The sequence below is a fragment of the Providencia sp. PROV003 genome (assembly GCF_045040775.1).
Lineage (GTDB): Bacteria > Pseudomonadota > Gammaproteobacteria > Enterobacterales > Enterobacteriaceae > Providencia > Providencia huashanensis.
This window is the reverse complement of the sequence record NZ_CP096369.1, coordinates 3,805,824-3,825,900: the sequence shown is the minus strand read 5'-3', so window position 1 is coordinate 3,825,900 and position 20,077 is coordinate 3,805,824. Positions and strand designations below refer to the sequence as shown.

Below are 20,077 nucleotides of genomic sequence, written 5' to 3'. Positions count from 1 at the left end.
GTAAAATGAAATACTCTGTAATGGAGTTAGCTTGTATTCTGATGGCCAATTAACACTAATCAATAAATTTGGAATACAAAAAATGAATAAATTAACCTTATTAGCCGTTATGGTTTCTGCAACCATGATGAGTAACGTATCTGTTGCGGATGTTAGCTGGGCCGGTTGGAATAACAATATTGGCAGCGATAATGGACATGCAAGTACAGCACTAACATCAGAAAATCAAAATATTCTTGCTAACAATGTAAATAACGTTAATGCAGATTTGCAGGATCATAAAGCTAAACAAGATGCATATAATGCTAAGCAAGATGGATATAATAAGCATCAGAAAGAGATTAATGAAAACCAAACCCTGATCAACCAAAATCAGGGGGTTTTAAATCAAATCCAAGCAGATATTAATTCTAAGCAAGCAATAACTAACGTTGAGCAAGCTAATATTAATAAAGAACAAAAAGTAGTAAATGAAAACCAAAAAGTCGTTAATGATAAACAAGACGTTATTAACCAAAATCAAGCTAAAGTTAATAGCGACCAAAAATTAGTAAATGAAAATCAAAAAGTCGTTAATGATAAGCAAGATGTTATTAACCAAAACCAAGCTAAAGTTAATAGTGACCAAAAATTAACCAATAATAAACAAACTGTTTTTAATAAAAACCAAATGGCTTTCAACAATAGCCAAATAGCTGTTAATAACCGCCAATCTCAGATCAATAAAAATGTTGATAATAGATTAAATCAGCTAGATAGCAGAGTCACATCGTTAGATAAGCGTGTTGATTCATTAGATAACGAATTAAAGCGTGGGTTGGCTTCGCAAGCTGCTTTATCAGGGTTATTCCAACCTTATAATGTTGGGCACTTTAACCTATCTATGGCGTTAGGTGGTTATGAATCTAATACAGCTCTTGCACTAGGTTCAGGTTATCGTATTGATGAAAGTGTGGCAGTAAAAGCGGGTGTGGCAACAAATACTGATGACTTTAAAGGCGTGACTTATAATGCCGCTGTTAACTTTGAATGGTAACAGGAATCATTAGTTAACCCCCTCATGGTTACACTTTTAATCTAACTTAAGGCAAAAAAGCATATGTTATGTTTTTTTGCCTTTTATTCTTTAATTGAATAAATACTCATATGGGGCATAAAAAGCGGTAACACACTTGGTTTTTATTTGTTTTAGCCGTTTATATCGTTACCTTACGTTTATTGATAATCAGAAGAAATAAACACAGAATTAGTTTTTTCCTATAACATTCCTGCCTATATTGTTCATACTGACTTAATGATGCTTAAGTTGATATGCTGCACTGTTAACCATGTATAATGTGTGAATACTTTGAGTATCCAGAATTTACTATAATAAAAACTATTGTTATCCATGTTGTAACTTAAGGTGGATGTATGGCAAAGAGAAGTGTGAAAGCTCTGCAAGTCTCAGTAATATGTGGGTTAATGGCATTACACATACCTGCGTTTTCAAATGAAGAAAATATGCAGCAAAGTGTCGAGGAAGTACAAGCTACCGCGGCAGTTACACCAGCAGAAAGTTTGGCTAAAATAACAGTCTCGCTTCCTTCGGGGGTGAAACCTGTTTTTGCTTCACAATTATCTAAATTATATGCTGAGCGGCAAATGCAGCTATTGTGGCAAGATGAAACAGCAATTAGTCAATTCCAACAACAGTTGGCCGAATTAGCACTCGCGGGGGTACAACCTCAATTTGCCGAGTGGCTCGCGATACTGGAAAATAACCAATTAAATGAACTTGGTCGTGACGTTATTTTGTCCGATGCAATGTTGGGATATTTACACTATTTATCTTCGGTTGAAGCCAGTGGGCAATATTGGTTATATAGTAGCCGCCCCTATAAAATTATTGCCCCGACTTCTGCACAAATGAAACCATGGTTAGATGCAGTTTCAGGTAATCGCTTAAGTGATTGGGTGAAATCGCAAGCCCCTAACCACCCAATGTATTTGCCAATGCGCAAAGAAATGCTGAAGTTATTGGCGATGCCTGAAGATGACTTGGAAATCGTGGGGACTAAAACATTAAAACCAGGTCAATCAAATGATGACGTGGTTATTTTGCGCCAAATTCTGCAACGTGAAGGGTTACTGGAAGGTGAAACAGTAATGGAGAGCAGCGAAGTTGAAGCCCCTGAAACGATGGCGCAAGTTGCTGAGCAAGCGGTTGAACAAACCAGTGAACCAGCAAAAACAGCTGAGACACCAATAAGTAAGGCATCAAAAGTGTATAGCCAAGACCTTGTTGATGCGGTAAAAAAATTCCAATTACAGTATGGCTTAGAAGCGGATGGTGTTGTCGGTAAAGGTACGCGTGTTTGGCTGAATATGAAGCCAAAACAAAAAGCAGGGTTAATGGCATTAAATATTCAGCGGTTGCGTATTATTCCAGCAAGTCAAGGAACTGGGATTTTAGTCAATATACCAGGCTATTCCTTAGATTTTTATTTGAATGATGAGGTTATTTTAGACTCAAAAGTGATTGTTGGACGTGCTGATCGAAAAACACCGATCATGAGCAGTGCACTGAATAATGTGGTGATTAACCCTCCTTGGAGTGTACCGACTAGCATGGCACGTAAAGATATTGCCCCGAGAGGAAAGCAAGATCCAAGTTATTTTAGCCGTAAAGGGTATACTGTTTATTCGGGGTGGGGCGCAGATTCCTATGAAATCGACCCGTATGCCATTGATTGGGAAAATATTACGCCTGCCAATTTCCCTTATCGAATTCGTCAAGCTCCTGGCCCTACTAATTCATTAGGGCGCTATAAATTTAACATGCCAAGTTCTGATGCAATTTATTTGCATGATACACCGAATCATAGTCTATTTAATCGCAACGCACGTGCAATAAGTTCTGGGTGTGTACGAGTTAATAAAGCTAGTGAGCTTGCAAGTATTTTATTAGGTGATGCGGGCTGGGAAAGGAAGCGCATTGATGGTGCACTTAAGGAAGGTTCGACCCGTTATGTGAATATACCGGATAGGATCCCAGTATTTCTTTATTATCAAACCGCTTGGGTTGATAAAGACCAGCAACCACAATATCGAGCGGATATATATCAATATGATAACAGCATTAATAATGCAGATAACTATTTGCCAATGTTGAAAAAGATTTTGCATTAATCATCATGTTAGCTTAAATATGAAAGGGGGATTTCCCCCTTTTTTGCGAGTATTTCTGTTTAACTCCCATAATTTCTTATTAGGTCCGTTGCTTTTAGGCATTTAATTATTATCATGCAGTAAATAATAGAGAGCTGATCGCGATTCATATCAACCAAGGCAGCAAAGTAAGCGTAGTAATTCGCTTATTACATGTGAATTTAGTGACAAAGCGCTATTTTTGACGAATATAGCAACCAAATTCCCTTAAAGTATGCATATCTTTACATAAATATACATTAAAATTAAGAATGTTTTGCTAGACTCAATAGGTTGTCAAAATTTTATCGATTATTACTGAAATTATTAGAGTCTGAGCTATCACCTATGGATATTATTGACCAATCCCGCAGAAAATGGCTGGGAATTGGGGCTGCTACAGTCGGCCTTAGTTTATTACCAAGCCATGTATTTGCTGCAATGACCACCCCACGCCCACGTATTTTACGCTTTCAAAATATTAATACGGGGGAGTCTTTAAAAACAGAATTTTTTGACGGTCAACGTTATAACAAATCTGAACTTGCACGTTTAAATCATTTTTTCCGTGATTACCGCTGCGATAAAGTCAAAACCATTGATCCTAAATTATTTGACCAAATTTATTTATTACAAATGATGATGGGAACTAACAAACCAGTTCAACTTATTTCGGGTTATCGCTCTTTAGAAACGAATAATAAATTGCGTAGTAAAAGTTCGGGAGTCGCGAAGAAAAGTTACCATACTCGCGGGCAAGCGATGGATTTCCATATCGAAGGTTTACAGTTAAGTAACATTCGTAAAGCCGCGCTGAAAATGAAAGCGGGTGGTGTTGGCTATTATCCTAGAAGCAATTTTATACATATTGATACAGGGCCAGCAAGAACGTGGTAATCTGTGCATAGGTGACACAGATTACGGAGTAATTGCCCGATGAAATATACTATTATCCCAGTAACACCATTTATGCAAAACTGTCAGGTTATTTGGGATGAAAATACGTTAGAAGCGGTTGTGGTTGACCCCGGCGGTGAGGCAGAAAAAATTATTTCTGCCATTGAAAGTCGAGGGCTAAAGTTAACTAAAATTCTGCTTACCCACGGTCATTCTGACCATATCGGTGCTTCAGCTATACTTTCCAAACATTTCTCTGTGCCTATTTATGGGCCACAAAAAGAAGACGCGTTTTGGATTGAAAATCTTGCTGAGCAAAATGCCATGTTTTATATAGGGGAATGTCCTGATTTTACGCCTGACTATTGGCTAGAAGAAGGGGATACAGTCACTTGTGGTGGTATTTCATTTGATGTGTTGCATTGCCCAGGGCATACACCCGGTCATATTATTTTTGTGAATCACAATGATAAGCTAATTTCAATGGGTGATGTGTTATTTAAGGGGGGGGTAGGTCGCAGTGACTTCCCTCGTGGTAATCACCAAGATTTAATCTCATCAATTAAAACTAAAGTACTGCCTTTAGGTGACGATTACCAGTTTATACCGGGGCATGGGCCAATGTCTAATTTAGGTTTTGAACGCAAAACCAACCCTTTCTTACAAGATGAATTACCTGTTTGGTAATTAACAAAAATAGTCATTCCTTCCTAATTTAAAAACATACCCTAAGAATTGGGTATGTTTTTTATAGTTAATTATCATTGATAATTACCCTATGTTAATTTTTTACTATCCGAAACATTTTATCCGAATGTTTCATATTGATATGGTTATTAATAAATTACTTTGTTACTTTAAATATTAATTTCAATAACATACATTAATTATTAATTAAAGGGAATTATTATGAAAGTAGAAAATACAGATGTGAATTTTAATCAATATGTATTATATGACTATGTTAATGATACTGAAAATCATGATTTGTTTATTAAGTTAATAAATAATAATGGTATATCTCATTCTAGTTTCTCAGGGTATTGCTATGGGCTAACGGATGAGTTTTTAGTTTACAGCATGAATAATCAAGGGGGTAAATATATCGAGCAATTAAATGAACTTTATTCTATTATAAATTCAAATGATGATAATTTAACCCCGTTAGATAAAGCTAGAAATGATGCCTTGAAGTTACATGCTAAATCATTATTTAATGAGCATGTATCAGATGTAATTAAAAAACAGCTTTCGTATATAAAATCAGTACGTCATTATAATTATATTTATAACTTTAAATATGAAGAGATTAATGGACGTAGTTTTGTTAAATATATTAATGATATTGTCAATACAAATTATGCTGTTAGCAAAAGTATGTATGGTAGAGAGGCTAATTATTATAATTATTTGGCAGAGTTACAAAAATTAAAAATTAAAATTTATACAGATGCGCTTTTGGCTGATGCTGATAGTGATTTTTTCAAAACAAAGGCAGGGAAAGATATCGCATCAGATGAGCTTTTTATAAAGCTAAAAGATAAACTTAGCATTGGGGGGGAAAATCTAGCATCGAGTTTTACTACTGATGATGCCAAAATATTCATTAATACAATATCAGAGGTTATTCAAAGAGATAATTATTTAGAGTTAGAAGACAATAGGAATGGTAAAGGTGTTCAGGTAGTTGATAGTAAGAACTTTACGACACACTTAGCTAATGAAACCACATTGAGTCGCTTTAAAGAAAAAATCTACTCACATATAAATACAAGCAATCAACCACTGTTAATTAAGTTTTGTTCAGCTAGTCATGCAATGGCGATATCCATAATTTATGATCAAAAAACAAAGGTGTGGACATATAAGTTCTTTGATCCTGATACTGGAGTCATGACATTTAACAAAAAAGACAGTTTTATTTCTTATATCGATACATTTGTAAAAATTAATGCAGATAAATATAGGTTTAGTAAGGTTAAGAATAATGATTATAAAATTAGAACATTTTCATTTAACCCTAGTGACAGTATCGGAAGGCCATTTCAACTGAAGGAATTAAATAACCGAGATAAACTAATTACGGAAAATACGCTATTAGTAAAAAGAAAATTGGCATACATTAGTAGTGATCAAAAATGTAAATTAACCTATGTGGAATTTAATCAAAAAAATCAAATAGCTAAACTAAAGGTTACACTGAACGGAAAGACATCATTCATTTATACTGATATTTTAAATAGCGGTGAGCTTACTAAAATAATTGAGGATAATGTAAATGCATTATCAAAAATTAATAGTGATAAATTTATTAGCCAAGATGATTATCAAGTTTACTTAGTAAGTAAACAATTTGATATAAATGCTTTTTCACCACCTCAACAAGAGGGTGATAGAGATTATAAAAGTGTCAATTTGCACCTTATTCCACGTATGGGTGACCAACCAACCATAGCTACGGGGGTCCCTGAAAACCACCAAAAAGCGATTAATAAAGTTGCAGATAAATATAATATTACCATTGGTATTCGGCCTGTTGACCATAAATCGGCTAGTTTAATCGAATCAGGCATATACAGTAGTAAGGGATTAACAATTAAAGGTAAAAGTTCTGACTGGGGCCCACACAGTGGTTTTATTCCAGTTTTGCAGCAGTTCTCTAAGAAATCGGGTCGAGATGAGCAAAGCAAATATAATGACTATGTGCAACAGTCTATTGATAAAAAGCATGCAATAGCGGTTCCCCTTGAAATTAGTTCGGAACGGATTAATGAATTAATTAACTATAAAACCATCACGCCACTAATTGATACAGATGATGGGGATTACAAGAAAACTAGTTCAACTATTGATGGGGAAGAACATACCTTTTTATTAAAAAAAAGCCCTTCAGGAAAAGGTAATATTTGGCAGGTTTCTTATCAAGAAAATAATGAAATTAAACCTTTTCTTGTGATAGGTGATCCTAAAACGGGTAAGGCAATGACGGCTGATTATGATATTTTTAGCATTATCTTCCCAATTTCAGAGTTAGAGCATTATGTTAAAGTTACGGAAATGCCTGATTGGCAAGAATGGAAAGCGAGTGTAAATTATGAGGAATTAACGCCAGCTCAAAAGAGACTGTATAATAATGAGGCAGAATATAATAAGAAAGAAGGGAAAGAAAATGGCATTATCAATAATAGAATAAAAGAGGTTAATAGGCAGCTTAATAGAGAGCTAGGGAGAACTGAGGGCTTTGAATTAGTTCATCATGGTTCTGATGATGCAAACCCCGTGAGTGTGATGAAGGATAACTTCCCTATTACTTTCTTTTTACCTGAGAGTTTAAAAGGGAAAAATAAGTTATCAGGGACAACCCAACCTATTAATACTTATTTTGAGATGAACGCTCATGGTGCCATCATTATTAATGATGTTGAACAGTTGTCTAACTTCCAGCAGTTGTTAATTAATCAAGGATACCGAGCACCATTAAATAGAAAATGGAGTCAAGGTGAGAACGGTGAGTTATTTGAACCTAAAAGAAAAAAATCAGAAGGGTATATTGTAAGTCATGATAAAATTAAGAGAAAAAAAAGCATCTCAATTTTAAATGATAATATAGAACAGAGTCCAGATAACAGTGAACAAGGCTCAAACAAGGTAGTAACTGATAATAAAGTAGATAAAGTACTAATTGCTAATAGGCGTAGATATATTGAAAGACTATTCGGAAAATCGGTTATTGGGTTAGATAATGACTTTTTTGATATCCATGAAAATAACTTTAATGATAGTCATCATGCATCTCTAGCCGGGGACTTGACTTCAAAAGCGCATTCAATTAATACTTGGTGTGACCCTATTAAAGTGTATCAACAATTAATGGCAATTAATATTGAATCAGGGGCTAATAGACAGGCAAACCCTACAGAATATGACCATAACGTTATTATTCAAATACAAGGGGATGAAGTTTCAGCAGAAGCGGTAGCTAAATCACTCTCAAAACACCCCGATAATAGCACAGTGATTCAATATGACTTAACGAGCCGAAAGCATAAAGTATTATATGGTTCTCTTGACCAAATAACCACAGGGAAAGTACGCTGGTTAACCATTGGACATGGTTCTTATTCTGGTAATAACCAACCCACATTATATGCAGGGAGGAGTGCAAAACAATATACCGATGCGATGACCTATTTAAAAAAGAAAGTATTGAAAAATACGATCCCCGATAAACTAGTACTAATGGGGTGCAATTTAGGTCGGGGGGGGATAAATGAAAACTTTGCATTAAAGGCTGTAAGCTTATTTGCTAATAATAAGATGAATATGCCAATAGTTGCATATAACCGAAGAATAACCAATTTTAATCATGGGCATAAAATGGTTTTGGAGGGCGCATATAACTCCATTCAAAATAGTACTAAGGGTTATAAATTTACATATCAATACGACCTCGATATAAGGGAAGTTAAAGTAAATGGTAAATATAGTGTGTTATATTTTATTAATGAATTACAGCGTGGAGAATTAAAATTATCGCAATTCAACAGCTATATTGAACCAGACCCAATGAAAATATTTAGGCATTCATCGCCTAAAGAATTAGATTTTGCTCTAATAAGAAAAATAGCCTATAACCCTCAAGCTTATCAACTTTTTGTTGATGAATTAAAACAGCACAGTCAGGGCTTACCTAGCGATTTTCATTCAAGTTTCACTAAAAAATTAAATGAGTTAGGGATTACATCAACACCTATATGGCGTACTGTTAATCAAAATAGTATAGCGCATCAGGCACATTTAGACTCTCATTTGCAGAAGGATACCTCAACATTTTCTATCATTGTGCGCGTTGTTGCAGATATTAAGGGAAGGGTGAAAGCAGAGCAGTTAGCAGGGGAAAACCCAGAGAATACATTAATTTTGCAAGCCGACACAGATAAGAAAATATGGGTGGTAGAATATGGAGAAAATAATATTTCTTCACTACTAGAAAGTGGCAAAACAGTAAAGTGGGTTATTATCGGTAATGATGAGGTACAGAATAAACCAAGCGATAGCTTGCTCTCGGTACTGGCGGAGGTAAAGCAAAAATATCCATTTACAGCACCGGAGCATATGTCGTTTCACTCTACAAATAGTAAAACAATGCAATTTACCAGTAGTTTATTTGTAGAGCTTGAACAGCGAAAGGGGGCTACTGTGGTGCGTCCGGGAGGAACGTATCAAGGAGGGGGGGAGACATCAACGATAAAAAACTATTTAGATACAAAACATCATCAACAAGTCCAATCTTTAATAGAGAAAATAGCGTCAAAAGACATCAGTTTGGAGCATGTTCGTTTGGCAGAGCACCCTTATTTAGTGAGTTACTTTGACGATGGGTACGGCCAATTTAGTGCAGATAAACTGAAAGTAGCATTATATGATCCATTAATAGCTCCAAAAGTTAACCATTACCTCAGTAACGATAAAATTGAAAATAAAGCTCACTGGGACAATTTATTTGAGGCCCGCCTGCCTGTGGATTTACAACAGCAAGCTAAAGATACACTTACTATTTTGCATGCGATACAGGATGACCCATCCGTATTGCATCATTTGAGCGAAAAAACACGTTTACAATTAAAAGCGGTATTTCCTGCCATTAATGGTTTCGATCGAGGCAAAGTCACTGCATTAGCTAAAGATGTAAATGCATTTTTATTAATGTCTGAGGACCTTAATTCATTTTTAAGGCTTAACAAGGACAATTTTGATGGGGAAAATGCACCATTAAAAGGGGTCTCATTTGCAGAGGCATTACATAAACATCAAGTTGAGCGTCATCAGCGGTTACAGCAATATAATGAACTACGCAATCAGATGCATAAATGGTCTGCTGATAGCCAAGTGAATATGATTAACTATGATAGGTTAAGACGTATAGGGGATGCAGCAGATTTTGACCGGAAGATGGGGTTAATTTATACCGTTGAGTCTCAGTTAGGGGATGAAAACTCGGCGAGAAATCTTATTGAATGGCAAATTAAGCTAGAACAGAAACGTTATAAGGGGACATTAACCGAGGGGGAAACTGAGTTACTTAATGAAATAAAACGCTATTCAAATGATATTGTAGAAGGGTTTGATAATAAGGGAGAGAAACAAGCGAGGCAATCTATTGAATATGTTTTATCAGCCAATAATAAACTTTACCATTCCCAGAATAGTTCACTCTTATTTATTCAAGGTAATAACACAACATATACTATTCACTATACGGCCCGCGGTAACATTCATGAATACAGCTTACTTGATCCTAATGGTTTACAACTCAGTATTCGTAATGAACAACGTTATTTAGCAAAACAGTTATTTGCTAAACAAGTCAATAGTTATTTTAACGAAAATGTAAGTTTGCTGAATGGGGAGACTATAACTCGAGGCCAACAGGCAGGCTTTGGAGAGGGTAGTGATAATAGCGGTAAGTTTTATTCGGCAGATATGCAATTTATTACACTTGATGAGAACAGTATCAAGCGTATACCTCATGATTATGAGCAGTATAGAAAGAAAGTAACTGCACTTATTAATTCTGTCGCTGTTGCTGATAAAAATAGTTGGGTGAATTTTAATGGTGAAAAAATTGCCTTGGTAAGGTTACAAAACTTAGGGGTGACTATTGATGGTCAACTTATTACTGCAGATCATACAAAAAAAAATGGTTGGCAGAAAAAAGTGCGATTTCATCCCGAAAAGCTTGCGGCTGAATTAACATTAGTTGATGGAAATGAATCGGACCTTGTTTTGCTCAGGATTCTTCATCAGCAATTAGGCGACGTAGATCATATTCCTATCACAGATAATAACGCTGGTTTTCGAGACAGCGCGGTATTGAAAAAGCAGTTGAAGTATATTGCAAGAAACATCGACCCTAACGTGTCTAAATTGACACCGGAGATGGTTGAGAACTTAAGAACGTTAGGAACTAAGTTACCGCGTTTTCAACAAATAGGTAATCGGTTTGGCCAAGTAATGGGTGGAGTTGGTGCAGTACAAACATTAATTAGTATACATTTAATCTTGAAAAAGTTAGATAGCCCTGATTTGACGGATGAGGAATGTGCTGAGTTAGAAAAACAATTTTACCTTATTTGTGGTTCTGCAATTGCTAACTATGGAGACATGATTGTACAACCTATTTTATTAAATATAGCCAGTAAAGGGGGAACAACATCGTTAATCCGCGGCAGAATTGCAGCAGGAACCGTGATTATATTTAATTTAGTCGGAATGGGGTTTGACGCTTACCAAGCGTATGACAGTTTATCTAAACTTGACCGTGTTTCTGATCCAAAACAGCGGCAAGATTTGATTGTTAATGCGACTTTTTCTATTGCCAGTTTTGTGTTAAATGGCATCACGATTATTGGTGTAATAGTTGGGTCTTCCACTATCCCCGTAGTGGGCCTTGTTGTTGGAGGCGTTTTACTGGTTTCTGGTATGGTATATCAAGGTATCCGCGCAGTTGAAAATATCAAAGAGGTAATTGATATTAGTTGGGATAGGGAACTGGAAGAAGGGTTTCGTGGTGCATTTGGTTTTGAACCTACTCTGCGTAGCCAGCAAGAAATGACGATTGTATATTATACGAGAGCATTTAAAAAATTAAATGTAGAGATGGATATAGACCTGTTTGAAAAAATGATTGTCCCAGCAGGTTTTGATCATCACTTGAGCATAATTGAAAAGCCAACTTATAAATCTGAAGAACGTTATTATCTTGTAGATGAGCTATATAATTATTTTGGTGGTATAGAGGGGGAAGTACGTTTAAGTTCTTCAGATTATACTTATCGCTATACCAAACGTGGTGCCCCTTCATTTACTTCCAGTGAAGCTGATTTTTTAATTAAAAATTATTCTTTGACAGCCGATGGTAGGGCTAGAAGAGTTACTGGGCTAGAAGATAGAGTTGTATTTAGGAAAGTTAGTAAGGATGTCCTTGATGTCGTTCGTACTGGGGCAGTGGCGTCTAACGAAGGTTACTGTTTTAATCCAAATTATAATAATCCATTATTTGATAAGTTTTTAAAAAAACATGGAATTCAAAAAAGTAATTTAACACAGAGCACAGAAAATCAGCTTGTAGCTTCGGATTATGAACAATTAAGTTTTTATTCTAAACAAACTGAGGTTGCTGCACAGAAAAATTTTACCATCAGTAAATATGCAGATAACACCGATGAGTATGTTGAGAATAAACCAGGCATAATTGCGAATTATCTAGACATTGTTGAGACTCATGGTAGTAGTTTTAATCTCGCAAATGGTGTTGATTATTTTATTGGAAGAGACGACAGAATGTATGCTCTTCAGGTGTTATCGGGTGAAAAGTATTTTGCTACAGGATCAAAGTCAGATTATTTTTACTTAAGGGATAATAGTTTAACATCATTGGAGTCAAATGATGGCAAAGTAACGAAGTTTCTAGATGGCCAATCAGGAAGCGACACTTTACTTATTGATAATTTGCCTAATGGCTATCATGTTTATATCGATTTAAGGATAAATAAGGTTGCGTATCGGTGTAGAGAGAAATCTAAATCCATTGATGTTGTTCATGTTGAAAATATTGAAAATATTATTATTATTGGAAATACCGATGATATTATACATGGCGATGATGAAAATAATAATATCAATAGCGGGGGAGGAAAAGATACTTTATATGGGCACGGTGGAGACGATAAATTAACATTAGCCAAAGGGAAAGCCATTGGTGGCAGTGGAACAGATAGTTACGTCATTAAGCGATTCGAATGGGCTCATCATGTCGATGATCTCTATAAAACAAAAACAGTATATAATAAAAAAACATTCCGAGTAGAAAAAGAACATTATATTAACTCCATTTATAGGCAAGAAAATAAAAAATTTCAAGCCTATGTTATCATTGAAGAGAATAGCCAATCCGTGAGTAGGGTTGATATTGAATACTCATTAAATGAAATTAAAGATGTGTATATACAGGGTAACGACCTTTACCTTAAAATACAGGTTGATGATTATAAGACAGATAAATATGTATTTGATAAGGTTAAGAGTGAAGTCACCATAAAATTAAATAATGTATATCGTGATATAGGTGGGGTTCGTAAACGCAATCATAGTTATAACTTAAATACTAAAGATGGCTTTGCCTTAATTAGCCAATTAGTTGACCTTCCAAAAGAAAAACATCCTGAATACGCTATACGCGGCAAACTATTTAATGCTTTATATGTGCAACATAATGATAAAATGCCATATTCAGGTGAACAAAGTGTTTATATTGATGAAGGTAAAGATGAGATTGAAGTTAATAAAACACGAGTATATCGCTCACCTAAATGGGGAACGTTGGTATCAACAGGTAAAACTAAGAATTTAATTTATACTGGAAGTGAAAAATCCAATATTCTCTCCCATATAGCGTCGGGGAGTCATATAAAAGTCACATTAGGCAAAGATATTTATCAAATAAATGAACTTGACTATAAAAATAAAAATATCGTATTTGATTTTGCTAATGTCAAAGGCCATTTTACAGATCAAGATAAGGTTATTATTTTATTACCTACGGTAAATGGCTACCAACTACAAATGAATGGGCAAAAGCTTTTGCTCAAAGATAGGTTCGAAAAGACAACACTGAGTATTCGCTTTGAGAATTTCGATGGGGATATGAATAATGCGGTACTTATTCAAGATAAGTACAGTAATATGTTTTGTCTCGATCTGAAGAGTGAAAATAGTGTCATTGTCCCTTTAAATCCCATTGCAGACAGCACAGATGGCGATGATACGATTAGCATACCTGAGGGGTACCTTGGTAAAAAATTACTGATAAACGGCCAAGCAGGAAATGATATTATTCTTGACCATAGTGGGTTTAGCCGTGTGCTGATCGGTGGGGACGGTGATGATACGATAACAGCCGTTTCAGGTAATAATGTGCTGTATGCTGGCTCAGGAATGAATTTTCTCTCAGGCGGAGGTGGGGACGATCTATTACTCTCCGATCTCGGTGATGATACTTTAATGGGTAAGGAGGGCGATGATAACTATTTAATTGATTGTCGATATAGAGGGGTTGTTTATATCGAGGATCTTGAAGGGAAAAATAATATTCATTTACTGAATTTTGACTGTGAAAACATTACTGAAGGTGTGGATAATGGTGCTCTTTATCGCATTTATATATCAAAATCAGACAAAATTATTAAAATAAGACAGCCATCTCTACAAGAAAATAAAGACGCTGTATGTCAGGTCTACATGTACCCTAAATTGCCGCATAAGTTGCAGGAATTAACAAAAGAGGGGATGGGGCCTTTAGTTAAATACTTTGCAGATAGTTATTCCGTCGCTGAAAAAACAGGGCAAAAAGGTCATTGGAAACTAGTAGATACATTAACTCATTTACTAAATGGAACGCCAGATGCTTTATTAGAGTCATTACATGTACCTACTAATGGCCCAACTATTTTAAACCCAAATTATGCTCGAACTCATTGGTTAATTAAGACTAAGGAAGGAAACTTAGTTGTTTTGGACCATACTGGGCATGGTCGGATAATTCAGGGGGGTAAAGGAGATAATAGGATAGTGACTTTAGGGGGCAATAACGTGCTCTTTGGTGGCCAAGGTAATGATATTCTCGTCGGGGGAGTTGATAAAGATTTATTGATCTCCGTTGCGGGTAACGACACCTTGTCTGGTGGGTTAGGTAATGATACTTATCTTGTTAATGGTTATGAAAGCAATACGACAGTGAAGATTGAGGATTTGGCTGGTCGTAATCAGGTTGTTTTGGTTAATTTTCATGTGGCCCCAGTGAAGGTACAGCAAATAGATTCATCAAAAACACTCAGTGTCTATGAATCATATACTGGTCGAAAAGTGGAGGTTTATCATAGTAACCATTTAATGTCTATGGCAGATGTAACAGATATTAAGTTCCGTAAGTGTGATGGGGATGAATGGAATGGGCAAGCAGAGCAAACGGTAGATAAGCTTATTCAGCTTTATGCTGAGCTACGTTTTGAATACGAAAGTACTTTTGAGACAACGAATATGTCAGCCCACCTACGTAACCGTTGGGACCCTCTACCGTTTATGAACCGTTTATTAGAGGGGACGAGCGTATCAGTCGCTAATTAGCTTTCAAATGATTAGAGGAATAAGCTTTAATATGAGCGATTCCTCTTCAAAGCGAACCATACTCCTAAAAAAACACCCCAAAATTAGAACCCAATAAAATATGGGGCTAACTTGGGGTGTACTTTATGAGTTTTACAGTACTTTTACGATGGCTTCACACAGTGGAACCATGTTTTCCAGTGTTAAGCCTGCAACATTAATACGGCCAGAACTTACGGCGTAGATGCCAAATTCACTGCGTAGACGCTCTACTTGCTCTTTTGTAAGACCACTGAAGGAGAACATACCGTTTTGGTTGATAATGAAGCTAAAGTCTTGTTTAGCGCCTTTCTCTTCCAATGTTTTAACCAGTAACTGACGCATACGTTTAATACGTTCACGCATTGCTGTTAGTTCTTGGACCCATTCTGCTTTTAAGGTATCGTCAGAAAGGATAGTGGTAACCACTGCTGCACCGTGAGCGGGTGGGTTAGAGTAGTTAGCGCGAATGACCGCTTTTGCTTGGCTAAACGCACGCTCTGCGTTGTCGCTGTCTTTAGCGATAATGGTGCAAGCACCGACACGCTCATTATATAAACCGAAGTTTTTAGAGTATGAGCTGGCGACAATCATTTCTGGGTTATTTTGGGTGAAAATGCGCAAGCCTTCAGCGTCTTCATCTAACCCTTTAGCAAAACCTTGATAGGCGAAGTCGAAAACAGGTAATAAGCCTTTTTCTGCACATAAGTCAGCCAGCTTCGACCATTGCTCAGCAGTTGGGTCAATCCCTGTTGGGTTATGGCAGCAACCATGTAGGACAATAACATCCCCTGCAACCGCAGTGGATAAGCTACTTAGCATGCCGTCGAAATCCATGCCATGTTTTGCTGCGTCATAGTAGTTGTAAGTTAATACTTCTAAGCCAGCGGCTTCAAAAATATTTTTATGGTTAGGCCATGTTGGGTTGCTGATCCAAACACGTTTTGCATTGGTTTGTTTAGCAATAAAGTCAGCTGCAATACGCAGGGCACCAGTGCCCCCAGGGGCTTGTGCAGTACGGGCACGTTTTGAGGTGACAATTTCATGTTGTGCACCGAATAACAGTTCTTGTGTTACACGGCCGAATTCTGGCATTCCGCTAATCGCAAGATAGTTTTTGGTGTTTTCGTTGTCTAGCAGGAATTTTTCTGCTTTTTTTACGGTATCAAGCACAGGGGTTTTCCCTGATTCGTCTTTATAGACGCCAATACCTAAGTTGATTTTATTGTCACGGGGATCAGCACGGAAACTATCAGCAAGACCTAAAATTGGGTCAGCGGGGGCAGAAGTAATTTTTTCAAACATGTTGTCGATTCCAAAGCTCTGTTGTGGTTACCCAATACAGTTCATAGCGTATGAAGGCATTAAGTGAGAATGCTTTTGGCTATCCTTGCTTGTAAAAAGCCCATACTGCTTGAAATAAAGGGTATAGCTGAAAACGGGTTTAGTCGAACGAGTCGAGTTATCAGGGTAACGTGAGAAAGGCGTTTTGCCAACCGTTTTGCGATAAATTGGCGAGATCTTGTGAGCTAGGTAGGAATTGCATGTAATCTAACCATAAATATCTATAAAGTTGGTGAATCAGTCTGTCTTGTCGATATAGTGGTTTGATTTATAAAAATTTAGTCAGCGTTTAAAGGTAAAAAAAAGCAGCGCCGAAGCGCTGCTTGCAAAAACATGTTACCGTTTTCTAGTTTATCAGTTAACTGATAATTAGAATTGGTAGATCAGACCTAAACCAACTACGTTATCAGTGTTGATACCGTTAGCTGTGTTTTTAGTGAAGTCATTGTCTTTTAACAGGTTGATTTTGTAATCAACAACTGCAGACATGTTTTTGTTGAAGTAGTAGTAAGAACCAACAGATACATATTTCAAAATATCTTCATTGCCGTAGCCTGGTAAGTCTTTACCTTTAGACTGAACATAAGCAACAGATGGCTTCAGACCGAAGTCAAACAGATATTGAGCAACTAACTCAACGTTTTGAGTTTTGTTAGCGATGAAATCTTTGCTACCGTAGTGAGTCATGTTCAGTGTTTCACCGTACATAGCTGCTAAGTAAAGGTTGTTAGCGTCAAATTTCGCACCAACGTTCCATGCTTGAGCACGGTCACCACGAGCTTGGGTAGTTTTCTGGTTTTCAGTACGAGCAGAGTTAGAATAACCACCACCCAGTGTTACGCCCCAACCTAAGTCATAAGCGGTAGAGAAACCGTAACCGTCGCCGTTGTTTTTGTAAACCTCAGAAACGCCAGATTTGTTAGTTTCGGTATTTTTACCTTGATATTGCAGAGCAAAGCTTAGGCCATCAACATAACCGAACATGTCGCTGTTACGGTAAGTTAATAGGTTACGGTTACGACCAGTCATAAATGTATCAGTCTGAGCCATAGAGTCGCCGCCCCATAATGGCAGAACGTCGGTCCATGCAGCTGTATCATATACAACACCGTAGTTACGGCCGTAATCGATTGAACCGAAGTCAGCAAATTTCAGACCTGCGTATGCTAAACGGTTTTTGTTGGTGTTGTTGTCTTCACCTTTGTTGGTTTTAGTTTTCCACTCGAAACGACCAAAACCAGTCAGTTGATCAGTGATTTGAGTATCACCTTTCAGACCTAAACGAACACGTGAATCATCACCATCTTCGCTCTTAGTTCCATTGCTGCCTTTACCATCTGCAAAGTAGTGACGAACGTCAACTTTACCGTAAACGTCTAATTTGTTGCCGTCTTTGTTGTATACTTCAGCTGCGTTTGCTGCACCAGCAGCTAACAGAGCTGGGATAACCATTGCAAGAATATTGCGTTTCATCATTATTATTACCCTCATTGGTGTTATTCGGACACCTGCCACTGCCAAAAATAATTCTCAAAAAATAATTGGAACTATTTATGAGAGATTAGTGTCGTCTATGTCGGCGACCAGTGTTCCATTGCTAAATAAATTTATCCACCCTCAAAGTGCTACAAAATCAAAGTTTCTGAAACAAATGGTAACAAGGTGTTTCAAAATGTAAAAAATAGAGTAAAAAATAACCACTCATCGTACCAGTTTAAAAAATATTACAAAAAAGAGGGAACTTTTTCAAAAGATAATTTGAGCTTTTTTTGAGCAACTTAGGCCAGTTAAGTTGAAGATTTATGATTAGCAAAAAGCAAAAATATAATAAAAAAGCAGATTATTCTTAGCGGTAGCAGGCAGTGCGTTACTTTACGGATAATTATAAGGTATTAAGGGGGAAGTTGTGATCTACTTAATATTTTACTGTAATTTAATGTAACGTATCGGAATGATTAGCCAATGAAAGCATTATTGAACAAAAAAGCGGACCAAAATATGTTTAGCCCGCTTTTTACATCACTATTGCACCAAAAAAACGCAATTAGAATGCAGCGTTTCTAGGTGTACGAGGGAATGGGATCACCTCACGCACGTTACCAACACCAGTAACATAAGCCACTAAACGCTCAAAGCCAAGGCCGAAACCAGAGTGAGGCACAGTGCCATAACGGCGCAAATCACGATACCACCAGTAATCTTCTTTATTCATGCCCATTTCTTCAAGGCGTGCATCAAGCATATCAAGGCGTTCTTCACGTTGTGAACCACCGATGATTTCACCAATACCCGGTGCGAGAACGTCCATTGCAGCAACAGTTTTACCGTCTTCATTTAAGCGCATATAGAAAGCTTTGATGTCTTTTGGATAGTTTTTTACTACCACAGGCGCTTTAAAGTGCTGTTCAGCTAAGTAGCGCTCATGTTCAGATGACATATCGACACCCCAGTAAACTGGGTTTTCGAATTTCTGACCACAGGTTTCAAGGATTTTGATCGCGTCGGTGTAATCAACTTGGGCAAAATCAGAGTTAACAAAGCTTTCTAAGCGAGTGATAACGTCTTTATCGACACGTTGAGCAAAAAACTCTAAGTCGTCACGGCGTTCTTCAAGCGCGGCTTTAAAGGCGAATTTCAGCATTTTTTCTGCTAGGCCTGCAACATCATCTAAGTTAGCGAAAGCAACTTCAGGTTCAACCATCCAGAACTCAGCTAAGTGGCGGCTGGTATTGGAGTTTTCAGCACGGAAGGTTGGGCCAAAAGTGTACACTTTGCTCAGTGCAGTTGCATAGGCTTCACCATTTAACTGGCCTGAAACCGTTAAGAATGCTTCACGGCCAAAGAAGTCTTCACTGAAATCGACTTCGCCCTTGTCATTACGCGGCAAGTTATTGTAATCCAGTGTGGAGACACGGAACATTTCACCTGCGCCTTCGGTATCAGAGGCAGTAATGATTGGGGTTGAAACCCAGAAGTAACCTTGCTCATCAAAGAAACGATGTATCGCTTGTGCTAAGGTATGGCGCACGCGTGCAACCGCACCGATTAAATTGGTTCGAGGGCGTAGGTGTGCGGCTTCACGTAAGAATTCAACGCTATGGCGTTTCGCTGCCATAGGGTAAGTTTCAGGGTCTTTAACCCAACCAACCACCTTGACTGCGGTTGCATCAAGTTCAAAGGACTGCCCTTGGCCTTGAGACTCTTTTATAACGCCCGTAACCTGAACAGAACAACCCGTAGTTAGGTGCAGGACTTCATCATTATAATTAGGTAAGTTATTATTGATGATAGCCTGTAACGGATTAAAGCAAGAACCGTCATAAACGGCGAGGAAAGAAAAACCCGCTTTTGAATCTCTCCTTGTACGTACCCAGCCTTGAACGGTGACTTCTGTGCCTACCGCCACTCGGCCTTGCAGTACGTCGACTACAGGCGCTACTATCAT

The 20,077-nt window shown here is 37.2% G+C and carries 8 protein-coding genes; 5 read left to right on the top strand and 3 right to left on the bottom strand.

Going from position 1 to position 20,077, the window contains the following annotated elements; all coding sequences use genetic code 11:
- Positions 1-82 precede the first annotated feature (82 nt).
- The 5 genes from M1F14_RS17635 (at position 83) to M1F14_RS17615 (ending at position 15,270) form a co-directional block, all read left to right on the top strand.
- Positions 83-1,036: a YadA C-terminal domain-containing protein gene (locus tag M1F14_RS17635; protein WP_145927298.1), complete on the top strand. Its 954-nt coding sequence runs from the start codon at positions 83-85 to the stop codon at positions 1,034-1,036.
- Between the two features lie 377 nt (positions 1,037-1,413).
- Positions 1,414-3,171, top strand: coding sequence for a L,D-transpeptidase (gene ldtD, locus M1F14_RS17630; protein WP_042846462.1), 1,758 nt, complete (start codon positions 1,414-1,416; stop codon positions 3,169-3,171).
- A gap of 366 nt (positions 3,172-3,537) precedes the next feature.
- Positions 3,538-4,086, top strand: coding sequence for a YcbK family protein (locus tag M1F14_RS17625; protein WP_042846461.1), 549 nt, complete (start codon positions 3,538-3,540; stop codon positions 4,084-4,086).
- A gap of 39 nt (positions 4,087-4,125) precedes the next feature.
- Entirely contained in the window at positions 4,126-4,773 is a 648-nt protein-coding gene (locus tag M1F14_RS17620) for an MBL fold metallo-hydrolase (RefSeq protein WP_071547892.1), read from the top strand.
- A gap of 222 nt (positions 4,774-4,995) precedes the next feature.
- On the top strand, positions 4,996-15,270 hold the full coding sequence (locus M1F14_RS17615) for an anthrax toxin-like adenylyl cyclase domain-containing protein (RefSeq protein WP_181469173.1): 10,275 nt from the start codon (positions 4,996-4,998) through the stop codon (positions 15,268-15,270).
- Positions 15,271-15,402: 132 nt separating this feature from the next.
- Here M1F14_RS17615 and M1F14_RS17610 read toward each other — a convergent pair whose 3' ends face one another.
- The 3 genes from M1F14_RS17610 to asnS form a co-directional block, all read right to left on the bottom strand.
- Positions 15,403-16,593, bottom strand: coding sequence for an amino acid aminotransferase (locus M1F14_RS17610; protein WP_181469174.1), 1,191 nt, complete (start codon positions 16,591-16,593; stop codon positions 15,403-15,405).
- Between the two features lie 408 nt (positions 16,594-17,001).
- Complete coding sequence (locus tag M1F14_RS17605; protein ID WP_269750023.1) at positions 17,002-18,108, bottom strand: porin; 1,107 nt, start codon at positions 18,106-18,108, stop codon at positions 17,002-17,004.
- Between the two features lie 568 nt (positions 18,109-18,676).
- On the bottom strand, positions 18,677-20,077 hold the full coding sequence (gene asnS / locus M1F14_RS17600) for an asparagine--tRNA ligase (RefSeq protein ID WP_181469175.1): 1,401 nt from the start codon (positions 20,075-20,077) through the stop codon (positions 18,677-18,679).

Bases quoted from the DNA above. Each gene is read 5' to 3' on its own strand.
- M1F14_RS17620 (WP_071547892.1), top strand. From the start codon at position 4,126: ATGAAATATACTATTATCCCAGTAACACCATTTATGCAAAACTGTCAG.
- M1F14_RS17635 (WP_145927298.1), top strand. From the start codon at position 83: ATGAATAAATTAACCTTATTAGCCGTTATGGTTTCTGCAACCATGATG.
- ldtD (WP_042846462.1), top strand. From the start codon at position 1,414: ATGGCAAAGAGAAGTGTGAAAGCTCTGCAAGTCTCAGTAATATGTGGG.
- M1F14_RS17605 (WP_269750023.1), bottom strand. From the start codon at position 18,108: ATGATGAAACGCAATATTCTTGCAATGGTTATCCCAGCTCTGTTAGCT.
- M1F14_RS17610 (WP_181469174.1), bottom strand. From the start codon at position 16,593: ATGTTTGAAAAAATTACTTCTGCCCCCGCTGACCCAATTTTAGGTCTT.
- M1F14_RS17625 (WP_042846461.1), top strand. From the start codon at position 3,538: ATGGATATTATTGACCAATCCCGCAGAAAATGGCTGGGAATTGGGGCT.
- asnS (WP_181469175.1), bottom strand. From the start codon at position 20,077: ATGATAGTAGCGCCTGTAGTCGACGTACTGCAAGGCCGAGTGGCGGTA.
- M1F14_RS17615 (WP_181469173.1), top strand. From the start codon at position 4,996: ATGAAAGTAGAAAATACAGATGTGAATTTTAATCAATATGTATTATAT.